Source organism: Pseudomonas sp. CFBP 8770 (genome assembly GCF_014841705.1).
In the GTDB taxonomy this organism is placed as follows: Bacteria; Pseudomonadota; Gammaproteobacteria; order Pseudomonadales; family Pseudomonadaceae; genus Aquipseudomonas.
On record NZ_JACYUL010000011.1, the window covers coordinates 82,707 to 102,250 of the forward strand.

A 19,544-nucleotide genomic window follows, 5' to 3' on the forward strand; every position below is an offset into this window, starting at 1 on the left:
ATGCTCGTCGCTGCCTTGATTTGACTGCATCCCGGCAGTGACCCAAGCTGAATGCCCCGGCCAAGCCTGCGCCCTTTCGGATACCCGCATGTTCAAACGCGTTCGCCTTCCGCTGACCCTGCTCCTGGTGGCACTGCTGCTGATAGCGCTCTGGTATGCCTGGCGCCCGGCCGCCCATACAGTTCCGGCAGCGCCGCAGCAGGGCTACAGCAAAGCCCTGAGCCAGGCTCGCCATGGTCAGCCGGGCGCCGCACGGGTGCTCTATCAGCAGTTGGCGCGCACCGACCTCAGCGCCGAGCGGCGCGCTGCGCTGTACGCCGAACTGCCCAACTACCCCAGTCCACAGGCCCTCAAACTCGCCACTGCCGATTTGCAGAGCGACCTTGCCGACGTGCGCCACGCGGCAATCGATGCCGTCATCGGCCTGGTCCCCGAGAACCAGCGCAGCGTGCTGCTGGGGCCTCTGCTGGAAGACCGCGACGAGGCAATCCGCTTTCACGCCGCGCGGGGGTTGCTCGGCTTGCCAGCCGACGAGCTGGGCCTTTATTTCGCCCATCTGGACAAGGTGGTGAACGCCTGCGTCGCTGCCCTGCAGGGCCAGACCGACAGCGCCGCCGCTCAGTTGGCGCTGGCCCGGCTGTACCTTCACGACGGCGACCACGTCCAGGCCGAGCAGGCGCTGACCCGCTATCGCCTGCTCCAGCCCGATGATCTGGAAGCCATTGCCGTGCAAGTCGAGGTGTTCGAGCGCCAAGGCAAAAGCGACCAGGCGCGCCGCCTGCTGGCCGAACAGTTGCTGGTCCATCCTCAATCGGCCCTGTTGCAGCAGCAATTGGGCTTGTGGCTGATGGCCCATGACGAGGATGAATACGCCCTGCTCGCCCTCGCCCGTGCGGTGGAACTGGCGCCGGACAACAATGACTACCGCTATGTACTGGCCACCAACCTGCACGACCTGCAGCAGGTGGAAGCGGCGCAGAAGCAGCTCGAAGAGATCCTGCGTCGTGACCCGGCCAACCGCCGCGCACGGGTGTTGCTGATCCAGTATTGGAAAGAAACCGGTCAGCTGCAGAACGTGCAGGTACTGCTGGCCGAACTCGAGCAGCAGAATGCCGACGACCCCAGCCTGCAGCAGGGACTGTGAAGTCGCGGCTTTTCCAGCGCCGCTTTGGCCCGTTTTGCCCAGATTAACTCGGAACCCCGGCAACCGCCCGTTGTCCAGTATCATGCTGCGTCGCGCTCTGCACTGCAGCCCCTTCCGCTACCCGAGGACACCTTTTTGACGACGGCCAAAGCAGCCACCGGTATCGCCGGGCTGGACGACATTCTTGGTGGAGGTCTGACCCGCAGCCATATCTTTCTGCTCGAGGGTCAACCGGGTGCGGGCAAGACGACGGTAGCCCTGCAGTTCCTGCTCGAAGGCGTTGCGCAGAACGAAACCTGCCTTTACATCACCTTGTCCGAAACCACTAAGGAACTGCGCGAAGGCGCTCGCTCCCACGGCTGGGAGCTGGACGAACGGGTCACCGTGTTCGAGCTGACGCCGCCGGAATTGGTGCTCGACCTGCAACAGCAGCAAAGCCTGCTCTATAGCAGCGATCTTGAACTGGGCGAAGCGACCCGGCAGATCTTCGATGAAGTCGAACGGGTAAAACCTTCCCGGGTGGTGCTGGACAGCTTGTCCGAGGTGCGGCTGCTGGCCCAGGGGTCACTGCGCTATCGGCGGCAGATTCTCGCCATCAAACATTATTTTGCGCGCTTCAATGCGACCGTCCTGCTGCTCGACGACATGACCAGCGAGCCGCTGGACAAGACCCTGCACAGCATCGCCCACGGTGTCATTCGCTTGGAAGAAACCGCGCCCGACTACGGCGCCGAGCGGCGTCGCTTGCGCGTCATGAAGTACCGCGGGCAGAAGTACCGCGGCGGCTATCACGACTTCACCATCCAGGCCGACGGCATTCACGTCTATCCGCGCCTGGTGGCGGCGGAGCACCGTGCCCGCTACGAACGTACCCAACTGACCTCGGGTATCCCGGAGTTGGATGCGCTGCTGGGCGGCGGCGTCGAGAACGGTTCCAGCACGTTGATCATCGGCCCCGCCGGTACCGGCAAATCGCTGATTTCCATGGTCTTCGCCGCTGCAGCTGTGGCCCGCGGCGAAAAAGTCGCGCTGTTCATCTTCGACGAAGAACTCAGCTTGCTGTTCGAGCGCATGAAAAATCTGGGCATCGATCTGGAAGCGTACCAGCGCAGTGGAACGATGGTCATCCAGCAGGTGGACGCGGCTGAACAATCGCCGGGCGAATTCGCCCACATGGTCCGCACCAGCGTCGTCCTGCACGACATCAAAACGGTAGTGATCGACAGCATCAACGGTTACCACGCCGCGATGATGGGTGAAAGCACACCGGTGCTGCACATTCATGAGCTGCTGCTGTACCTCAACCGCCTGGGTGCCTCGACCTTCATGACCGTGGCCCAACAGGGGCTGGTCGGCGACATGAAGGCGCCAGTGGACATCACCTACCTGGCCGATACCGTCATCCTCTTGCGCTACTTCGAGGCGCTGGGCAACGTGCGACGCGCGGTGTCGGTGATCAAGAAACGCTTTGGCGGCCACGAAAACACCATTCGCGAATACAAGATCAGCAGCCAGGGCATGAAAGTCGGCGAGCCACTGAGCGCCTTCCAGGGGGTATTGCGCGGTGTGCCGACCTATGTCGGTGAAGCCCGTCCCCTGCTCGAAGCAGATGATCAGTGAAGATGTCGATACCCACATCGGAGCGAGTACTGGTCCTTGCCCCTTTGGGTCGCGACAGCCAAGTGGCCTTGCAGATCCTGTCACAGGCAGGTATTCCGGGCACGGCAGTGAGCGACGTCGACGATCTCTGTGCACAGCTGCAGCGTGAAGGCGCCGGCATGTGCATCGTCGCCAACGAAGCGCTGTCCGAAGCCAGAATGCAGCCGCTGCTGGTGTACCTCAGCCAGCAACCGGCCTGGTCCGATCTGCCGATCGTGCTGATGACCCATCAACGGGCGGCAGATCAGGCGCAGTCCATGCTGCTTGCAGCGCGCCTGGGCAACGTCACTTTCGTTGAGCGCCCGTTCCACCCACTGACGTTGATCAGCTTGGCCAAGACGGCCATTCGGGGTCGGCGCCGTCAATACGAAGCCCGCGACCGCCTGCTCGACCTCAGCGAAAGCGAACAGCGTTTGCAGCACGCCATGAGTGCCGGGCGCCTGGGTGCCTGGGAGCTGACTTGCAACCCGTTGCAGTTGAACTGCTCGGACAGGACGCGCACCCACTATGGCATCGAGGCCAGCACTCGTTTCGAGTACTCCGACTGGCTGCTGTGCGTGCATCCGAGCGATCAGGCCATGATGCAGGAGGCGCTGATCAACAGCCTGCAATTGGGCGCTGATTTCGCCCTGCAGTTCCGCAACATCTGGCCCGACGGCTCGGTGCATTGGATCGACATGCGCGCCCGCGCCATTCCCGATAAACAGGGACGGATCCAGGCGATGGTCGGCGTCACCACCGACATCACCGAACAGAAAGCTGCCGAGCAACAGTTGCGTGAACTCAACGGCAACCTCGAACAGCAGGTCGAGGAACGCACGGCCCAGGTACGGATCAACGAAGAGGCCCTGCGCCAGGCGCAGAAAATGGAAGCGGTCGGCCAGTTGACCGGCGGTATCGCTCATGATTTCAACAACATGCTCACCGGCATCATCGGCAGTCTGGAGCTCATGCGTCGCCGCCTGAGCCGCAGTCAGCTCGACGATCTGCCCAAGCTGATCGACTTGGGTATCAGTTCGGCCAACCGCGCTGCATCGCTCACTCACCGCTTGCTGGCCTTTTCCCGCCGCCAATCATTGGACTCCAAGCCGGTTCAGGTGAATGGGCTGGTGCACTCGATGGAAGAGCTGCTGCACCGCAGCCTCAACGAGAGCATCGCGCTGCACCTGCGCCTGGATCCGCAACTGTGGATCGCCGAGGCCGATCCGCATCAGCTGGAAAGCGCCTTGCTCAACCTGGTCATCAACGCCCGCGACGCCATGCCCGGGGTTGGCGAAGTGATCGTCGAAACGGCCAATCGGCACCTCGATGAAAGCTTCACCAGCGCCCAGCAGAATCTGGAACCGGGCGACTACATCATGCTCAGTGTCAGCGACACCGGGTTGGGGATGGATCAGGCCGTGATCAATCGCGCGTTCGACCCTTTCTTCACCACCAAGCCCATTGGCCAGGGCACTGGTCTCGGCTTGTCGATGATCTACGGCTTCAGCAAGCAGTCGCGAGGCCATGTTGCGATCCAGAGCACGCCTGGCCTGGGCACCACGGTGCAGCTCTATCTGCCGCGCTGCTATGCCTCGCAGCTGCCACAGGCCAATGTGCCGGTGATCGAATCGCCCATGGCCACCAATGGCGAGACGGTTCTGATCGTCGAGGATGACCATGCCGTGCGCAGCCTGGTGTGCGAAGTGCTGCGCGAACTGGGTTACTGCTACCTCGAAGCGGCCGATGCCAACGCCGCGCAGCCGATCCTGGCATCGGGCCAGCGCATCGACCTGTTGATCAGCGACGTTGGCCTGCCCGGCATGAACGGTCGGCAACTGGCCGAAGTCGCACGCCATCTGCGGCCGGGACTCAAGGTGCTGTTCATCACCGGCTATGCCCAGCACGCCGAAGTGCGCGCCGGTTTCCTGGACGACGGCATGCAGATGATCACCAAGCCGTTCGCCTTTGACGTGCTCACGGCCAAGGTGCGGGAGATGTCCCAGGCCTGAATCAGCGCTTGGGCTTGACCCGCACGTCGCTGAAGCACGGCATCCTGGCGTCCACTCGATCCGATGCGCGGGCACCTGGTTTGGTAGTGGTTTCCACATACCAGTAACAGCTGTGGATGGCGCGGGTTATCCCGACATAGGCCAGGCGCAGCGCTTCCTCGTGCTGGGCACTGTCGTAACCATCCACCTGCCCCGCCTGCGCCAGGCCCGCCAGGGTATAGACCTGGTTCTTGTAGGGCGAGCGACTGGCGTACTGGCAGTCACCCAACAGGAAGACCGCGTCGGCCTGCAGACCCTTGGCGCTGTGGAACGTGAGCTGGCGCAAACGGCGCTGCTCGGGTGGCAACGCTTGATCTGCCTGCAACAGGCCCTGGATATGCTCGGCCAAGGCCTGGCGGTCACTGTTGCGACGATAGAGCACCAGAATCGAGTCGCCTGCGGCGTGATGTTCGGCGGCGCGCCGCGCCAGATCGGCAAGGTCTCGACTCAAGAGGGTCACAGGTAATGGCTCACGGTCGAATGCGCTGCGGGCCAGGGCTTTCTTGCCGGGTATGGCCGGTGCCGACGCCACGATATGCTCGGCGGCGTCGATGATCGCTTGAAGGCTGCGGTAGTTGTCGATCAGCAGTACACGCGTGTGCTTGTGAGCGCTGAAGGTACGGTTGAACTGCATGAAGTAGCTCGGGTTACTGCCACGCCATCCATATATCGACTGCCAGTCGTCGCCGACGCACATGATCGAGCTGTGCTGCGCGCCTCGTTCACCGGCCAACGCAGGACCCCGGCGCAGGATTTCGGCGAGGCTTGCCCTCAACCAGCCGACGATCTGCGCGGAGATGTCCTGAAATTCATCGACGAGCAGATGGGACATGGGGCGCAGTGCGTCGTCAGGCAGTTCGCTGACCCGCGAGCCCGGGCCTTCTCCAAGCATCGCGAACATGCGGTTGAACAGCATGACGGGCGGTGCCTGGTTTTGCAGGTGGGCTTCGAGTGCGGGCCAGAACAGCCGCAAGGCCGCGAAAAAGTCCCCTTCGGAATCTTCGGCGTTCCAGGTCATCCGGTCGATGGCGTCCACGACCTGCAGTCCAAGGTTCTCGATGAAGGTGGCCGCGGCTACGAAGCAGTCGAGCAGCGGCGCGGGGGCGAGTTCGCCGGGCAACTGGTATTCGAAACCGGGCCCGGTCAATGCCTTGCTGTTCAACGCCGCCAGCACTTTCTTGACATCGGATGGATTATCGAGCCATATCAATGGCTTATCACAGAAAGCTTGAAACAGGGTGCGCTTTACTGCCCATTCTCCCCAAACCGGGATCTTGCCCGTGGGCCGAGTCAACTGGGCATCGGTACCGGGATCGAACCCGAGCACGACCCAAGTATTCAACTTTGCAATATAGCCATGGGCATAAAATGTAAAACCTTTAATATCAATGGCTTGTCGATGTATTTTGATCCCTTTTATAGGCCAGGCATCCTGTGCGCGCCAGTGTTCTTCGATCAGATCACACAGTTCGGTGTCGCGAGCGCTGGCCAAGCTCAGCGCCTTCAGGCGCTTCTGCACGTCGGGGTCCTGCGGGTCCAATTTGCGCAGCTGTGCGGCGTTCCTGCGCAAGGCGCCGATGCGTTCCCCGAACGACGGATCGCTGCTCATCAGGCTGCGATAGCACTCGTTCATCAATTGACGCTGGGTGTCGTTGAGTCGCAGCTGAAAGGGATTGGCTTCTTCGCTACCAGCGGTGGCCGCGCCCAGGTTTTCGAAGGCGCGCACTTCACTCAGGTCAGGCAGCGCGTGGATCAACGGCAGAACCAGCGAATGGTAGGTTCTGACTACTTCGCGTAAATTCTCGAATACGTAGTTTACTTCCCATAGATCAAAGACTTGGCACAACTTATTAATAAAGTCTCGACGTGATTCCCGGGTGAAGGTCACCACGCTCAGGCTGTCGAGTTCAAAGCCCATGTAGTGGTGCAGCACCAGTACGCGCAGTACAAGCGATGTAGATTTGCCTGCACCTGCGCCAGCCACCACGCACGTGGCGGGTGTGGTGCTGAAGATCATTTTCCACTGAGCCGGGCTAGGTTGTGCGTGTTCGGGCAGGCGCGCAGCGACGTCGGCTTTGATGGATTTCTTCAACGCGGGCGTGAGTTCGAGCTGCCAGGGTGCGAACAGCAACGGCTGCGGCGCTTGCGGCGTGACGGGTTTTTTCGGCGCGCGGGGTAGCCGTTTCGGCTGTGACTCGGGAGGTGGTTCGCAAGGCGGGGTCGGCGCAGTGGCTTCTGTGAGCGGCGTGTGAAACCAGGCGTCACGCTGCTGCGAACGCAGCCAACGCCAGCCCCGGGCGATCAAGCCCTGGGCTTGACGGTCTTTGTCGGTAGGTTGCGATGACACGAAAACTCCTGGGCATATCGCGAGGACCGCAATATACCAAAGATCCAACCTTCGAACGCTGCACACCCTCTGTAGCAGCGGCGCAAGCCGCGTCAACGGCCATGCGGTGTACCCGATCCACCGCAGCGCCCCCTTCGCGGCCAATGACCGCTCCCACAGGATACCGGATTTCCCGTGGAATACCGGATTTCCTGTGGATACCGGGTTTCCTATGGGAGCGGTCCGTGGCCGCGAAACGGGCGACGCGGTATGGCAGATATTCCGCAGCGCCTTCTTCGCGGCCAATGACCGCTCCCACGGGACAGGTTTGGGATCAACCGATGGCGGAATCCACCAGCACCTGCGCTTCGGCTACCAGACGCTGCAGATGCGCTTCGTCGATGAAGCTTTCGGCGTAGATCTTGTAGATGTCTTCGGTGCCCGAGGGACGCGCGGCGAACCAGCCGTTGGCCGTGATGACTTTCAAGCCACCGATGGCCTGCCCATTGCCCGGCGCATGGCTGAGGATCTGCTCGATCGGCTCACCGGCCAATTCGGTCGACTTCACCTGCTCGGGCGACAGCTTGCTCAAGGCCGCTTTCTGCTGCGGATTGGCCTTGGCCTCGACGCGCGTGGAGAACGGCTCGCCCAGGCTCTGCGTCAGTGCCTCATACGCCTGGCTCGGGTCGCGCCCCGTGCGCGCGGTCATTTCAGCGGCCAACAGGGCCGGAATCAACCCGTCCTTGTCGGTGGTCCAGACACTGCCATCCATGCGCAGGAACGACGCACCGGCGCTCTCCTCACCGCCAAACCCCAGCGAGCCATCGAACAGGCCATCGGCGAAATACTTGAAGCCCACCGGCACTTCATGCAGACGACGCCCCAGGCGCGCGGTGACGCGGTCGATCATGCCGCTGCTGACCACCGTCTTGCCCACGGCCGCGTCGGTGCGCCACTGCGGACGGTTCTGAAACAGATAGTCGATGGCCACTGCCAGGTAGTTGTTGGGTGCCAGCAACCCGCCCGTTGGGGTAACGATGCCATGACGGTCATGGTCGGGGTCACAGGCAAAGGCCACGTCGAAGCGATCCTTCAGGCCGATCAGCCCCTGCATGGCGTAGCTGGACGACGGGTCCATGCGGATCTGGCCGTCCCAGTCCACGCACATGAAGCGGAAGGTGGCATCGACTTCGGTGTTCACCACCTGCAGGTCGAGCTGATAGTGCTCGGCAATGGCCGACCAGTAGCGCACACCTGCCCCGCCCAGCGGATCCACACCCAGGCGCAGGCCGGCTTTGCGGATGACGTCGAAGTCGATCACATTGACCAGGTCGGCCACATAGTGACCGATGTAGTCGTGCCGGTGAGTGGTGGCGGCCTTCAGCGCCTGCTCGTGAGGCATGCGCTTGACGCCGCTCAGGTCAGCGGCAAGCAGCTCGTTGGCCTTGGCCTCGATCCACTTGGTCACGTCACCGTCGGCCGGACCGCCATTGGGTGGGTTGTACTTGAAACCACCGCTTTGCGGCGGGTTGTGCGATGGCGTGATGACCACACCGTCCGCCAGGCCGCTGCTGCGTCCACGGTTGTAGCAGATGATCGCGTGGGAAACCGCCGGTGTCGGGGTGTACTCGTCGTCCTTGGACAACATCACCTGCACGCCGTTGGCGGCGAACACTTCCAGGGCGCTGGCGCCTGCCGGGGTCGACAGCGCGTGGGTGTCGATACCGACGAACAGCGGCCCGTCGATCCCCTTGCTGCTACGGTAGAGGCAGATCGCCTGGCTGATTGCCAGAACATGAGCCTCATTGAAGCTCAAGTCGAACGAGCTGCCACGGTGCCCCGAGGTCCCGAATGCCACACGCTGAGTGGGTTCGCTTGCATCAGGCTGGCCGGTGTAATAGGCCGTGACCAGACGCGGGATGTCGATCAGCAATTGGGCTGGAGCAGGTTTGCCCGCAAACGGACTGAGCTTCATGCAAAAACCTCTAGTGTAGGTACCGAAACGAAGAATGACAGTTTAGTGGCACTTCGACACTGGAGGTAGCTATTTGATTCCCTTTTTTGACGCTTCTTTTGTCGAACCGACCGGCAGCAGGTTGCCAGCTGCCGGTCGGAACGCCGGATCAGGTGATCGGCGCGGGATTGAACAAGGTGATGTCGTTGTGCAAGCGATAGCGCTCGGCCCACGTCTGTTTTTCACCACTGGCCACGGCCAGGTAGTAGTGGAACAGCTCCCAGCCCAGCTCCTCGATAGTCGCCCGGCCAGTCGCGATGCGCCCGGCATCGATATCGATCAGGTCAGGCCAGCGCTCGGCCAGTTCGGTGCGAGTGGACACCTTCACCACCGGCGTCATCGCCAGGCCGTACGGGGTGCCGCGACCCGTGGTGAACACGTGCAGGTTCATCCCGGCCGCCAGCTGCAGCGTGCCGCAAACGAAGTCGCTGGCCGGCGTGGCGCAGTAGATCAGGCCCTTGCGGTTGACCCGCTCGCCCGGGCCAAGGACACCGTTGATGGCGCTGCTGCCCGATTTGACGATCGAGCCCAGCGACTTCTCGACGATGTTGGACAACCCACCTTTCTTGTTGCCAGGCGTGGTGTTGGCACTGCGATCGGCTGCGCCGCGTTCCAGGTAATTGTCGTACCAGTCCATCTCGCGCACGAGCTGGGTGGCCACTTCGTGGGTTTCGGCTCGCGAAGTCAGCATATAGATGGCATCGCGGACTTCGGTGACCTCGGAGAACATCACCGTGGCCCCGGCGCGAACCAGCAGGTCAGAGGCGAAGCCCAGAGCCGGGTTGGCGGTGATCCCGGAGAACGCATCGCTACCGCCGCACTGCATGCCCAGGATCAGCTCGCTGGCGGGCACCGTTTCGCGACGCCGACGATCCAGCTTGGCCAGCCGCGTCTCGGCCAGCGCCATGATCTGTTCGACCATTTCACCAAAGCCATGCCCGGAATCCTGCAGGCGGTACAACCATGGCTCGCTCAGGTCTACCGAGGGATCGTCCTCGTGCATCACCTGCCCGGCCTGCAACTTCTCGCAACCCAGGCCGATCACCAGGGCTTCGCCGCCCAGGTTCGGGTTGCGTGCCAGGTTGCGCACGGTGCGAATCGGAATGTAGGCATCACGGGCATTGATGGCCACGCCGCAGCCGTAGCTATGGGTCAAAGCCACCACGTCGTCGACGTGGGGATACTTGGGCAGCAGCTCTTCGCGAATGCGCTTCACCGCATGGTCCAGCACTCCGGTCACGCACTGCACCGTGGTGGTGATGCCCAGAATATTGCGGGTACCCACGGTACCGTCGGCATTGCGGTAGCCCTGGAAGGTGAAGCCCTCCAGCGGCGGCAGCGCCGGGGGTACCGCGTCGGACATCGGCAGGCTGTCCAGAGGCGGCGCCGAGGGCATCGCCAACTGGCTTTCCTTGACCCAGCTGCCTTGATGGATCGGCTCCAGTGCGTAGCCGATGATCTGACCGTAACGCACCACAGCACCGCCCTCGGCGATGTTGACGGTGGCGACCTTGTGGCTCTGCGGCACACCTTCGATGACCGTCAGGCCATCGGGGAAACGGCTGCCTTCGGCCACGCCCTGATCGTTGACCACGACCACGACGTTATCGTCTGCGTGCAGGCGCACGTAGCGGGGAGAATCGGAATGTTCGATCAATTGCATGGCTTGGCCCTTCCAATCAACTCAGGCTGAATCGAGAGCCGCGTACCGGCACTGCCGGCCGCGGTCTTGTCGTTGGCTGCAGACGCTTCAGGGACGAGCGGCGTTCAGCTGCGGTGCATCGTCGACGACCGGGTCGCCGTTCTCTTCGCGCAGTACCACGCGCTTGATCGGCCCGACGATCACCAGGTAGCTGAACACGGCTACCAGGGCGTTGGCGCCCACATAGACCAGCGCGTACTTGAACGAGCCGGTGGCACTGATGATGTAGCCGATCACGATCGGCGTGGTGATGGAGGCCACGTTACCGAACATGTTGAACAACCCGCCGCTGATCCCGGCGATCTGCTTGGGCGAGGTGTCGGACACCACGGCCCAGCCCAGCGCACCCACGCCCTTGCCGAAGAACGCCAGGGCCATGAACGCCACCACCATCCATTCGGCCTGCACATAGTTGCAGATCACCATGGTGGTCGACAGCATCAAGCCGCAGACGATCGGCGTCTTGCGCGCGAAGGTCAGCGAGTGGCCGCGACGCAGCAGGCTGTCCGAGATGACCCCGCCCAACACGCCACCGATGAATCCGCAGATCGCTGGCAGCGAGGCGATGAAGCCCGCCTTGAGGATGGTCATGCCGCGTTCCTGGACCAGGTACACCGGAAACCAGGTGAGGAAGAAGTAGGTGATGCCGTTGATGCAGAACTGCCCCAGGTACACACCAAGCATCATGCGCGTGGTCAGCAGTTGGCGAATGTAGTTCCACTTCGGCTTGGACTTGCCGCCCTTGGCCTGGTCCATGTCCACCAGCCCGCCGTTCTGCTCGATGAACTCCAGCTCTTCGGCACTGACGCTTGGGTGTTCCTTGGGATTGTGGATGTACTTGAGCCAGACGCCCGAGAACAGGATACCCAGGCCGCCCATGACCACGAAGACATGCTCCCAGCCCCAGGAATGCACGATCCAGCCCATCAGCGGAGCGAACAGCACCGTGGCGAAATACTGCGCCGAGTTGAAGATCGCCGACGCCGTGCCGCGCTCGGCAGTCGGAAACCAGGCCGCAACGATGCGTGCGTTACCGGGAAACGACGGGGCTTCGGCTGCGCCGACCAGAAAGCGCAGCATGAACAGCGCGATCACCGCGTTGGCCATCGGCAGGTAGCCGACAAAACCCTGCATCACGGTGAACAGCGACCAGAGGAAAATGCTCCAGGCATACACCTTCTTCGAGCCGAAGCGGTCGAGCAACCAGCCACCGGGGATCTGCAGCAGGACGTATGCCCAACCGAAAGCGGAGAAGATATAGCCGAGGGTAACGGCGTCGATGCCCAGGTCTTTCTGCAGACTGGCACCGGCGATGGAAATGGTGGCGCGATCCGCGTAGTTCAGGGTTGTCACCACGAACAACAGGAACAGGATCATGTAACGCACATGCGTCTTCTTCGTCGCTGGCATGCGAAGGTACTCCCACGAGTTATTTTTATGCGGGTAGAGGGTAGGTAGCCGGGTGTTTCAGGTGTCGCTCATTCAGCCGGGCTGCGAGCCGTGACTCTGCGGGACGGAGGAAGTCGGACAACAGCGGGAAGATATCGCGTGGATAATCATGGTTGCAGCACCCTGGACGTTGGAATTATTAGGGGACACCGGTCTGTGCCGGTACTGCAGTTACGTTATCGTACAACGCTGATTATATCCAGACCTCGGAGATGAATTATTTCCAAAGATGTAGCGATGTGGGTAGGAAGTCATCGTACTACGTTGTCGGGGCCGTAATTGCAGAGGTCAGATGGACAGTTCTTCATGCGCCTTGACCACGCGCGCCCGGCTGTTGGACAAGTGGATGCGCATGGCTGCGCGGGCGGCATCATAGTCGCAGCGGGCGACCGCTTCGAAGATGTGAGCATGTTCGCGGACCAGCCGCTCGTGCTTCTGCTGCCGATCCAGCCGTGCGATGGCCACGGTGTCCAAGCGTGCACGGGGGAACATGCTGGTGCCGAAATGCGTAATGATGTCGGCGAAATAGCGGTTGTTGGAGGCCTGAGCGATCTGCAGGTGGAACTGGAAATCGGAAACGATCGATCCGCTGGTATCGGATGCCTGCTCGAAGCGCTTGAGCGCATCTTCGATACTCGCCAGTTGCTCGTCGCTGCGACGCAATGCCGCCAGCCCCGCCGCTTCGATCTCGAAGCTGATGCGTACATCGAGAATGGCGATGACGTCCTGCAGGGTGACGATGGTAGCCGGGTCCAGGCGCGATACGGTCGAACCCGGGACGTTGAGGACGAAAGTGCCGATGCCGCGACGGGTCTCGACGATGCCCGACACCTGCAGGCGGGACAGCGCCTCGCGCACGGTGGCCCGGCTGACACCGCCCACCGCCATCAATTCGAGTTCGGTGGGCAGCTTGTCTCCGGGCTTGACCACACCCTGACTGATCATCCTGCAGACATCGTCCACCAGGCTCTGGGCCAGGTTGCCCGGCCTGCGACGCGTGATGTCGGCGGTGACGATGTCGTTGCTCATGGCGGCGCGATCATGGCTGGAAAAGGAAAACCGATCATATATCAGCAAGTTGTGTGATGACAGCGCGAACATGTCACCTTTTCAGGTGTTCGCGGGCGGCTCGGCGCCTTTGAAATATACCTTGAGCGCCCCCTTCCCAACCGCCACGGCAGGCCTAGAATGGCGGCGTGGTCGCGGTCCCCAATAACGCTGTTGCCCCCCCTCCCGAGCCAACATGTCCAAAGCCAATCCCTGCCTTGAGTGCGGCGCCTGCTGCGCGCATTTCCGTGTGTCCTTCTATTGGGGCGAATGCCAGTCTGCGGGCGGCCTGGTGCCTGACGAGCAAGTTATTCAAGTCACCCACAATCGGGTGGCGATGCTGGGCACCGACGCCAAGCCCACGCGCTGCATCGCCCTCGCCGGCGAGGTGGGCAAGGTCGGAATCGTTTGTACGATGTATGCCCAGCGCTCCAGTACCTGCCGCGAATTCGATGCCTCCTGGGAACACGGCGAACATAACCCGGCGTGCGACAAGGCGCGTGCGGCCCATGGATTGCCGCCGCTGCCGGAACCGGTCATGACCCTGCTCGCGAGCTAGCCGATTCAAGCGCCGCGTGCCGGGTCGATGGCGGCCGGATGCCGTGCGCTTTTGGCCATCGACGGGATTCGGCGTTTAGCAGATAATCGGCCATCATTACGCTATCTCGCCCCATCTCTGTACCAGGAGTTCTTGCATGGCCGCGCTGAACACGCAAACCGTTGACGCTTTCAAATCCCAGCAAAATGCCATCGTCGAGCAATGGCTCGCAGGCCTTGAAGCCAGCGGAGCGACGCGCAACATCAAGGAAGCTGACCTCCAGCAGCAGAGCAGCGAGCTGCTCAGTCAGTTGATCGGCGCCCTGGAAACCAGTCAGACCCACAACGTTGCCGGCAGCCAATGGGCCGATGTCCGTCAGGTACTGGAGAAACTGTCCCACAGCCGTGCGCTGCTGGGCCACGACTCGCACCAGACCGCGCACTTCATCTTCGCCCTCAAGCGCCCGCTGTTCGCCGTGCTGCAGGCGGCGTATGCCAGCCATCCAGCCGAGCTAGCCGAGCAGGTGCTACTGGTTTCGGACCTGCTGGACGGGCTGGGCATGCACACCATCCGCACTTTCCAGAAGTCCCGCGAGATGGTCATCAAGCGGCAGCAGGAAGAACTGCTCGAACTCTCCACCCCTGTCGTCAAGCTGTGGGAAGGCGTACTGGCACTGCCAATGATCGGCACGCTGGACTCGCAGCGTACCCAAGTGGTGATGGAATCGCTGTTGCAGCGCATCGTCGACACCGGCTCTGAAATTGCCATCATTGATATCACCGGGGTGCCGACGGTCGACACCCTGGTCGCCCAGCATCTGCTCAAGACGGTCACCGCCATCCGCCTGATGGGTGCCGATTGCATCATCAGTGGCGTGCGCCCGCAGATCGCGCAGACCATCGTGCACCTAGGCCTGGACCTGCAAGGCGTGGTCACCAAGGCCAATCTGGCCGATGCCCTGGCCCTGGCCCTGCGCCGTTTGAACCTGACCGTCAGCAAGGCGGTTTGAGCCCATGGAACGCATCCCTATATTGCAGATGGGCGCGTACCTGCTGGTGACCATCCAGGTCGACATGCACGATCAGCTGGCGCTGGCGCTGCAGGATGACCTGTCGGAAAAGATCAGCAAGACTTCGGCTCGGGGCGTATTGATCGACATTTCCGCACTGGACATGGTCGATTCGTTCATCGGCCGGATGATTGGCACCATCTCCGGCCTGTCGCGGATCATGGACGCCGAAACCGTGCTGGTCGGCATGCAGCCCGCCGTGGCGATCACGCTGGTCGAGCTGGGCATGAACCTGCCGGGCGTGAGCACCGCGCTGAACGTGGAGCGCGGCATGCGCCTGCTGCAGGCACGGGTGAACGGCTCATGAACATCGAGAGCAGCGGCAGTCAACCGGTGCGCCTCGAACAGGACGTGGTGCTGGCCCGCCAGACCGCGCGCAAGCTGGCCCAGGACTGCGGCATGCGCCTGATCGACCTGACCAAGCTGGTGACGGCGGTCAGCGAGCTGGCGCGCAACACCGTGGTCTATGGCGGTGGCGGCGACATGGACTGGCAAATTCTCGATGACGGCGTGCGCAAAGGCCTGCGCCTGACGTTTCGCGACGAAGGCCCAGGCATTCCCGATCTGAAGCTGGCGCTGACCGACGGCTGGACCTCGGGCAACGGCCTTGGCCTGGGCCTGACCGGTGCACGTCGCCTGGTCGAGGAGTTCGAACTGGACACCGCGCCTGGCCAGGGCACCCGCGTGACGATCACTCGATGGACCTGACTTTCCGCAGTGTCATCACCCAGGTGATCGCACTGCAGGACCCCAGCCAGGTAGGCGAAGCCCGCCGTGCCGCGCAGAAGATGGCGCAGGCGCAGGGCCTGGACGAAACCGACTGCGGCCGCGTGGCGCTGCTGGCCACCGAGCTGGCCAGCAATATCCTCAAGCATGCCGGCCACGGCGAGCTGCACCTGCGTGCCCTGCCCCATCCAACTTCACCGGGTGTGGAACTGCTGGCACTGGATCGCGGCACCGGTTTCGAGCTGCACGAGTGCATGGCCGACGGCTATTCCACCCGCGGCACTCAGGGCATCGGCCTCGGCGCGCTGGCGCGGCAATCGGAAGTGTTCGATGCGTACAGCGACGCCCGCGGTTCAGTGGTGCTGGCACGCCTCTACCGCAAGCGCCACAAGCTCGCCGACCTGCGCCTGGGTGTGACCCAGCGCTCGCTGCACGACGACCCGGCCTGCGGCGATGCCTGGCAGGTGACGTTCGCCGGCGAGGGCATCAGCGCCGTGGTGGTCGATGGTCTCGGCCATGGCGAAGAGGCCGAAAAGGCCGCGCGTGCAGGTTGCCAGGCGTTCGCTCAGGCGCCGTTCGCACGGCCCGAGCATGTGCTCGACGACATGCACCAGGCCATGAACGGCACCCGCGGTGGTGCAGTGGCCGTTGCCCAGTTCGAATACGACGCCGGGCAACTGCGTTTCGCCGGCATCGGCAACATCGGCGCCACCCTGATATCGCCGGGCAAGAGCCGCGGACTGGCCTCCCATCCGGGGATCGTCGGCGGACAGTTCCGTCGCACGCAAGCCTTCACGTTCGATGAGGCGAACGAGCAGTTGCTCGTTCTGTACAGCGATGGCCTGCAGTCACGCTGGAACATGGCCGACTATCCGGGCCTGGTCCATCTTCATCCCGCCATCATTGCGTCGGTGCTGTACCGCGACTTCTGTCGCGGTCGCGACGACATCACCGTATTGGTCATCGCTCTGGAGCCACCTCATGTCTGAACCCCTCGATCTGGATACCGAGGCCAGTGCGGCATTGATCGCCCAACTGCGTGCCGAGGCCCAGGCCTTGCGTGACGAACTGGATGAAACCAACCAGGGCGTGCTGGCACTGTATGGCGAACTTGACGGCCAGGCTGAGGAACTGCGCCAGGCTTCGGACCTCAAGAGCCGCTTCCTGTCCTACATGAGCCATGAATTCCGCACCCCGCTGGGCTCGATCCTGAGCATTACCGGCCTGCTTGCCGATGAACTGGACGGCCCCTTGGCACCGGAGCAGCAGAAGCAGGTGAGTTTCATCACCCATGCCGCCCAGGAACTCAGTGACATGGTCGACGACCTGCTCGACCTGGCCAAGATCGAGGCGGGACGGATCAGCATTTCACCGGCGTGGTTCGACATGTTCGATCTGTTCTCGGCGTTGCGCGGCATGTTTCGGCCGATCGTCAATGCCAGCGCGGTGGACCTCATTTTCGAAGAGCCTGTTGGTTTGCCCCGCCTCTATACCGATGACAAGAAGCTCGCGCAGATCCTGCGCAACTTCATCTCCAATTCGTTGAAGTTCACCCTGGCAGGTGAGGTGCGGGTGTCGGCCAGGCTGGAATCGCCATCGCAGATCCGCTTCGCCGTGAGCGATACCGGTATCGGCATTCCTGCCGAGCTGCACGGTACGTTGTTCGAGGACTTTGCCCAGATCGATTCGCCGGTGCAGAAACGCCTGCGCGGCACCGGCCTGGGCCTGTCGCTGTGCAAGCGTTTCGCCGAGTTGCTGGGCGGTACGGTTGGCGTGCAAAGCAGCCCGGGGGTGGGTTCGACATTCTTTGTGATCATTCCGTTGGCCATTGCGCCGGAGCCTGGCCATGACACCTGAAGTGCGGGTACTCATCGTCGATGACAACAGCGCCACTCGCTATGCGCTGCGGCGGCGATTGGAACGCCACGGCATCGTCATACTGGAAGCCGGCACTGGCGGCGATGGCCTGGCGCTGATTGCCAGCGAGCAACTGGACGCGTTGATTCTCGACGTCAACCTGCCGGACATGAGCGGTTTCGACATCGTCCGACTGCTGCGCGCCAAACCGGCCACCGCCTTGCTGCCGATCATCCATGTGTCGGCGGCTTCCATTCAGACCGGCGACATCATCACTGGCCTGGAAGCCGGGGCGGATGCTTACCTGATCCATCCGGTAGACGCCGACGTGCTCCTGGCAACCCTGCGCACCCTGCTGCGCGTGCGCGATACCGAGAACGCGCTGCGCGAGAGCGAGGCACGCTTTCGCGAGATTTTCGCCAACATCGCCGCGCCCATCGCGGTGATCGACGAGCAGCTGCAGGTGATCGAGTGCAATCATGCGTTCTCGCAACTGTTGCCTACCCCGGTATCCCTGACCAGCCTGCAAGCGCAACTGGCGGCCGGGCAGGACACCGTGTTGGACGACCTGCAGGTGCGCTTGAGCAAGGGCGAACGCTGGCGCGGCAACCTGACCATCAAGGTCGGTGATCAACTGCGCGAAACCGAGTGGCAGGTCTCGCCCTATCGCGCGCCCGGGCACAGCCTGGTGTTCATCGAGGATGTGACCGAGCACCGTCAGCGCGAGCGTCAGCAGCAGATCCAGTTGGCTGACGCGCAGACATTGCTGGCGCAGGAAGTGGCCGAGCGAGCGCGCACCGAGACGCAATTGCTGCAGGTGCAGAAGATGGACGCGCTGGGCAAGCTCACCGGGGGTATCGCGCACGACTTCAACAATCTGCTGACCGGCATCATCACGGCGCTGGAGCTGATCAAGAAGCGGGTCGAGCCCGTCGGTGTGCAAGGTGCCACCGGCAACGTCGACAAAGCCGTGTCACGCTATGCCGACGCGGCGCTGCAATCGGCCACCAACGCGGCCGCCCTCACCCATCGAATGCTGGCCTTCGCCCGTCAGCAGCCGCTCGACACGCGGCCGATCGCGATCAACCAGCATGTGCATTCGCTGGAAGACCTGCTGCGCCGCACCATCGGTGAACGGATCACCCTGAGCCTGGACCTGACCGACAGCGCGGCCATCGCCATGGTCGATCCGATTCAATTCGAAAATGCAGTGCTCAACCTGGTGATCAATGCCCGCGATGCGCTGCCCGAGGGCGGCAACATTCGCCTGTCGACTTTCGCCGCCTATTCGCGGGGCGACACGCGCCTGGCCGATGGCGACTACGTGGTGCTGTCGGTGCGTGACGACGGTACCGGGATCGATCACAGCATCATCGACAAGGTCTTCGACCCGTTCTTCACCACCAAGGCCGTCGGCAAAGGTACGGGGTTGGGTCTGTCGACGATCTACGGATTTGCCCGGCAGTCCGGTGGCGATGTACGGATCCGCAGCCTGCTCGGCCACGGCACCGAGGTGACCCTGATGCTGCCGGCTGGCCTGGCGCTGCTGCCGCAGCCCAGCGAGCCGGTACAGCTGGAAAACCGCGGTAATGGTGAGCATCTGCTGGTGGTGGAAGACATGGCGTCGGTACGGATGTTCGTGGTCGAAGCGCTGATCGACGCAGGGTACCGCTGCACCGAGGTGGACAGTGCACTGGATGCATTGGACCTATTGCGCGATGACCCGTCGATCCAGTTGCTGCTGACCGATGTAGGCCTGCCGCAAATGAACGGCCGCGTGCTCGCCGACGGCGCCCGCGCCTTGCGCCCCGAGCTGCCGGTGTTGTTCATGACCGGCTATGCGGAAAACGCCTTGGACTTGCAGACTTTTCTTGCCGAAGGCATGGACATGGTCATCAAGCCCTTCCGCATGGGCGACCTGGTCGGCCGCATCACCCACCTCCTCGACCCCGGCCCGACCCCCCAGTAGCAGCGGCGCGAGCC

The 19,544-nt window shown here is 62.7% G+C and carries 15 protein-coding genes; 10 read left to right on the forward strand and 5 right to left on the reverse strand.

Annotated elements, in window-relative coordinates:
- Nucleotides 1–88: 88 nt before the first annotated feature.
- From IFT98_RS20345 to IFT98_RS20355, 3 genes are all read left to right on the forward strand, one after another.
- The gene (locus IFT98_RS20345) at nt 89–1,144 is read left to right on the forward strand and encodes a tetratricopeptide repeat protein (protein ID WP_192047084.1); all 1,056 of its coding nucleotides are present in this window, start codon (nt 89–91) and stop codon (nt 1,142–1,144) included.
- Between the two features lie 135 nt (nt 1,145–1,279).
- Nucleotides 1,280–2,764 (forward strand): ATPase domain-containing protein, encoded by a 1,485-nt coding sequence (locus tag IFT98_RS20350; protein ID WP_192047085.1) that lies wholly within the window; start codon nt 1,280–1,282, stop codon nt 2,762–2,764.
- Nucleotides 2,765–2,766: 2 nt separating this feature from the next.
- Complete coding sequence (locus tag IFT98_RS20355) at nt 2,767–4,794, forward strand: response regulator (protein WP_192047086.1); 2,028 nt, start codon at nt 2,767–2,769, stop codon at nt 4,792–4,794.
- A 1-nt stretch (nt 4,795) separates the two neighbouring features.
- Here IFT98_RS20355 and IFT98_RS20360 read toward each other — a convergent pair whose 3' ends face one another.
- From IFT98_RS20360 to IFT98_RS20380, 5 genes are all read right to left on the reverse strand, one after another.
- Complete coding sequence (locus IFT98_RS20360) at nt 4,796–7,465, reverse strand: UvrD-helicase domain-containing protein (protein ID WP_244650792.1); 2,670 nt, start codon at nt 7,463–7,465, stop codon at nt 4,796–4,798.
- A gap of 28 nt (nt 7,466–7,493) precedes the next feature.
- On the reverse strand, nt 7,494–9,134 hold the full coding sequence (gene pgm, locus IFT98_RS20365; RefSeq protein WP_192047087.1) for a phosphoglucomutase (alpha-D-glucose-1,6-bisphosphate-dependent): 1,641 nt from the start codon (nt 9,132–9,134) through the stop codon (nt 7,494–7,496).
- Between the two features lie 148 nt (nt 9,135–9,282).
- On the reverse strand, nt 9,283–10,836 hold the full coding sequence (garD, locus tag IFT98_RS20370) for a galactarate dehydratase (RefSeq protein ID WP_192047088.1): 1,554 nt from the start codon (nt 10,834–10,836) through the stop codon (nt 9,283–9,285).
- A gap of 87 nt (nt 10,837–10,923) precedes the next feature.
- Entirely contained in the window at nt 10,924–12,285 is a 1,362-nt protein-coding gene (locus tag IFT98_RS20375; RefSeq protein ID WP_122478149.1) for an MFS transporter, read from the reverse strand.
- A 327-nt stretch (nt 12,286–12,612) separates the two neighbouring features.
- Nucleotides 12,613–13,353, reverse strand: a complete 741-nt coding sequence (locus IFT98_RS20380) for a FadR/GntR family transcriptional regulator (RefSeq protein WP_192047089.1) — start codon at nt 13,351–13,353, stop codon at nt 12,613–12,615.
- 214 nt (nt 13,354–13,567) lie between these two features.
- On the opposite strand from IFT98_RS20380, the gene IFT98_RS20385 reads away from it, so the two are divergent.
- The 7 genes from IFT98_RS20385 (at nt 13,568) to IFT98_RS20415 (ending at nt 19,530) form a co-directional block, all read left to right on the forward strand.
- Complete coding sequence (locus IFT98_RS20385; RefSeq protein WP_192047090.1) at nt 13,568–13,930, forward strand: YkgJ family cysteine cluster protein; 363 nt, start codon at nt 13,568–13,570, stop codon at nt 13,928–13,930.
- 136 nt (nt 13,931–14,066) lie between these two features.
- A complete protein-coding gene (locus IFT98_RS20390; protein ID WP_122797657.1) occupies nt 14,067–14,918 on the forward strand; it encodes an STAS domain-containing protein in 852 nt (283 codons plus the stop codon).
- 4 nt (nt 14,919–14,922) lie between these two features.
- Complete coding sequence (locus tag IFT98_RS20395; protein ID WP_122478154.1) at nt 14,923–15,285, forward strand: STAS domain-containing protein; 363 nt, start codon at nt 14,923–14,925, stop codon at nt 15,283–15,285.
- A complete protein-coding gene (locus IFT98_RS20400; RefSeq protein ID WP_122715337.1) occupies nt 15,282–15,686 on the forward strand; it encodes an anti-sigma regulatory factor in 405 nt (134 codons plus the stop codon). Before IFT98_RS20395 ends, IFT98_RS20400 begins: the two co-directional genes overlap by 4 nt.
- Nucleotides 15,677–16,693 carry an ATP-binding protein gene (locus tag IFT98_RS20405; protein WP_192047091.1) on the forward strand — a complete coding sequence of 339 codons (1,017 nt, stop codon included), beginning with the start codon at nt 15,677–15,679 and terminating at the stop codon, nt 16,691–16,693. The genes IFT98_RS20400 and IFT98_RS20405 overlap by 10 nt, the downstream gene beginning before the upstream one ends.
- Nucleotides 16,686–17,561 carry a sensor histidine kinase gene (locus IFT98_RS20410; RefSeq protein WP_192047092.1) on the forward strand — a complete coding sequence of 292 codons (876 nt, stop codon included), beginning with the start codon at nt 16,686–16,688 and terminating at the stop codon, nt 17,559–17,561. Before IFT98_RS20405 ends, IFT98_RS20410 begins: the two co-directional genes overlap by 8 nt.
- Complete coding sequence (locus IFT98_RS20415; protein WP_192047093.1) at nt 17,551–19,530, forward strand: response regulator; 1,980 nt, start codon at nt 17,551–17,553, stop codon at nt 19,528–19,530. Before IFT98_RS20410 ends, IFT98_RS20415 begins: the two co-directional genes overlap by 11 nt.
- Nucleotides 19,531–19,544: the final 14 nt, after the last annotated feature.

Coding starts and splice junctions, on each gene's coding strand:
- IFT98_RS20345 (WP_192047084.1), top strand. CDS start 89: ATGTTCAAACGCGTTCGCCTTCCGCTGACCCTGCTCCTGGTGGCACTG.
- IFT98_RS20355 (WP_192047086.1), top strand. CDS start 2,767: ATGTCGATACCCACATCGGAGCGAGTACTGGTCCTTGCCCCTTTGGGT.
- pgm (WP_192047087.1), bottom strand. CDS start 9,134: ATGAAGCTCAGTCCGTTTGCGGGCAAACCTGCTCCAGCCCAATTGCTG.
- garD (WP_192047088.1), bottom strand. CDS start 10,836: ATGCAATTGATCGAACATTCCGATTCTCCCCGCTACGTGCGCCTGCAC.
- IFT98_RS20375 (WP_122478149.1), bottom strand. CDS start 12,285: ATGCCAGCGACGAAGAAGACGCATGTGCGTTACATGATCCTGTTCCTG.
- IFT98_RS20380 (WP_192047089.1), bottom strand. CDS start 13,353: ATGAGCAACGACATCGTCACCGCCGACATCACGCGTCGCAGGCCGGGC.
- IFT98_RS20385 (WP_192047090.1), top strand. CDS start 13,568: ATGTCCAAAGCCAATCCCTGCCTTGAGTGCGGCGCCTGCTGCGCGCAT.
- IFT98_RS20390 (WP_122797657.1), top strand. CDS start 14,067: ATGGCCGCGCTGAACACGCAAACCGTTGACGCTTTCAAATCCCAGCAA.
- IFT98_RS20395 (WP_122478154.1), top strand. CDS start 14,923: ATGGAACGCATCCCTATATTGCAGATGGGCGCGTACCTGCTGGTGACC.
- IFT98_RS20400 (WP_122715337.1), top strand. CDS start 15,282: ATGAACATCGAGAGCAGCGGCAGTCAACCGGTGCGCCTCGAACAGGAC.
- IFT98_RS20405 (WP_192047091.1), top strand. CDS start 15,677: ATGGACCTGACTTTCCGCAGTGTCATCACCCAGGTGATCGCACTGCAG.
- IFT98_RS20410 (WP_192047092.1), top strand. CDS start 16,686: ATGTCTGAACCCCTCGATCTGGATACCGAGGCCAGTGCGGCATTGATC.
- IFT98_RS20415 (WP_192047093.1), top strand. CDS start 17,551: ATGACACCTGAAGTGCGGGTACTCATCGTCGATGACAACAGCGCCACT.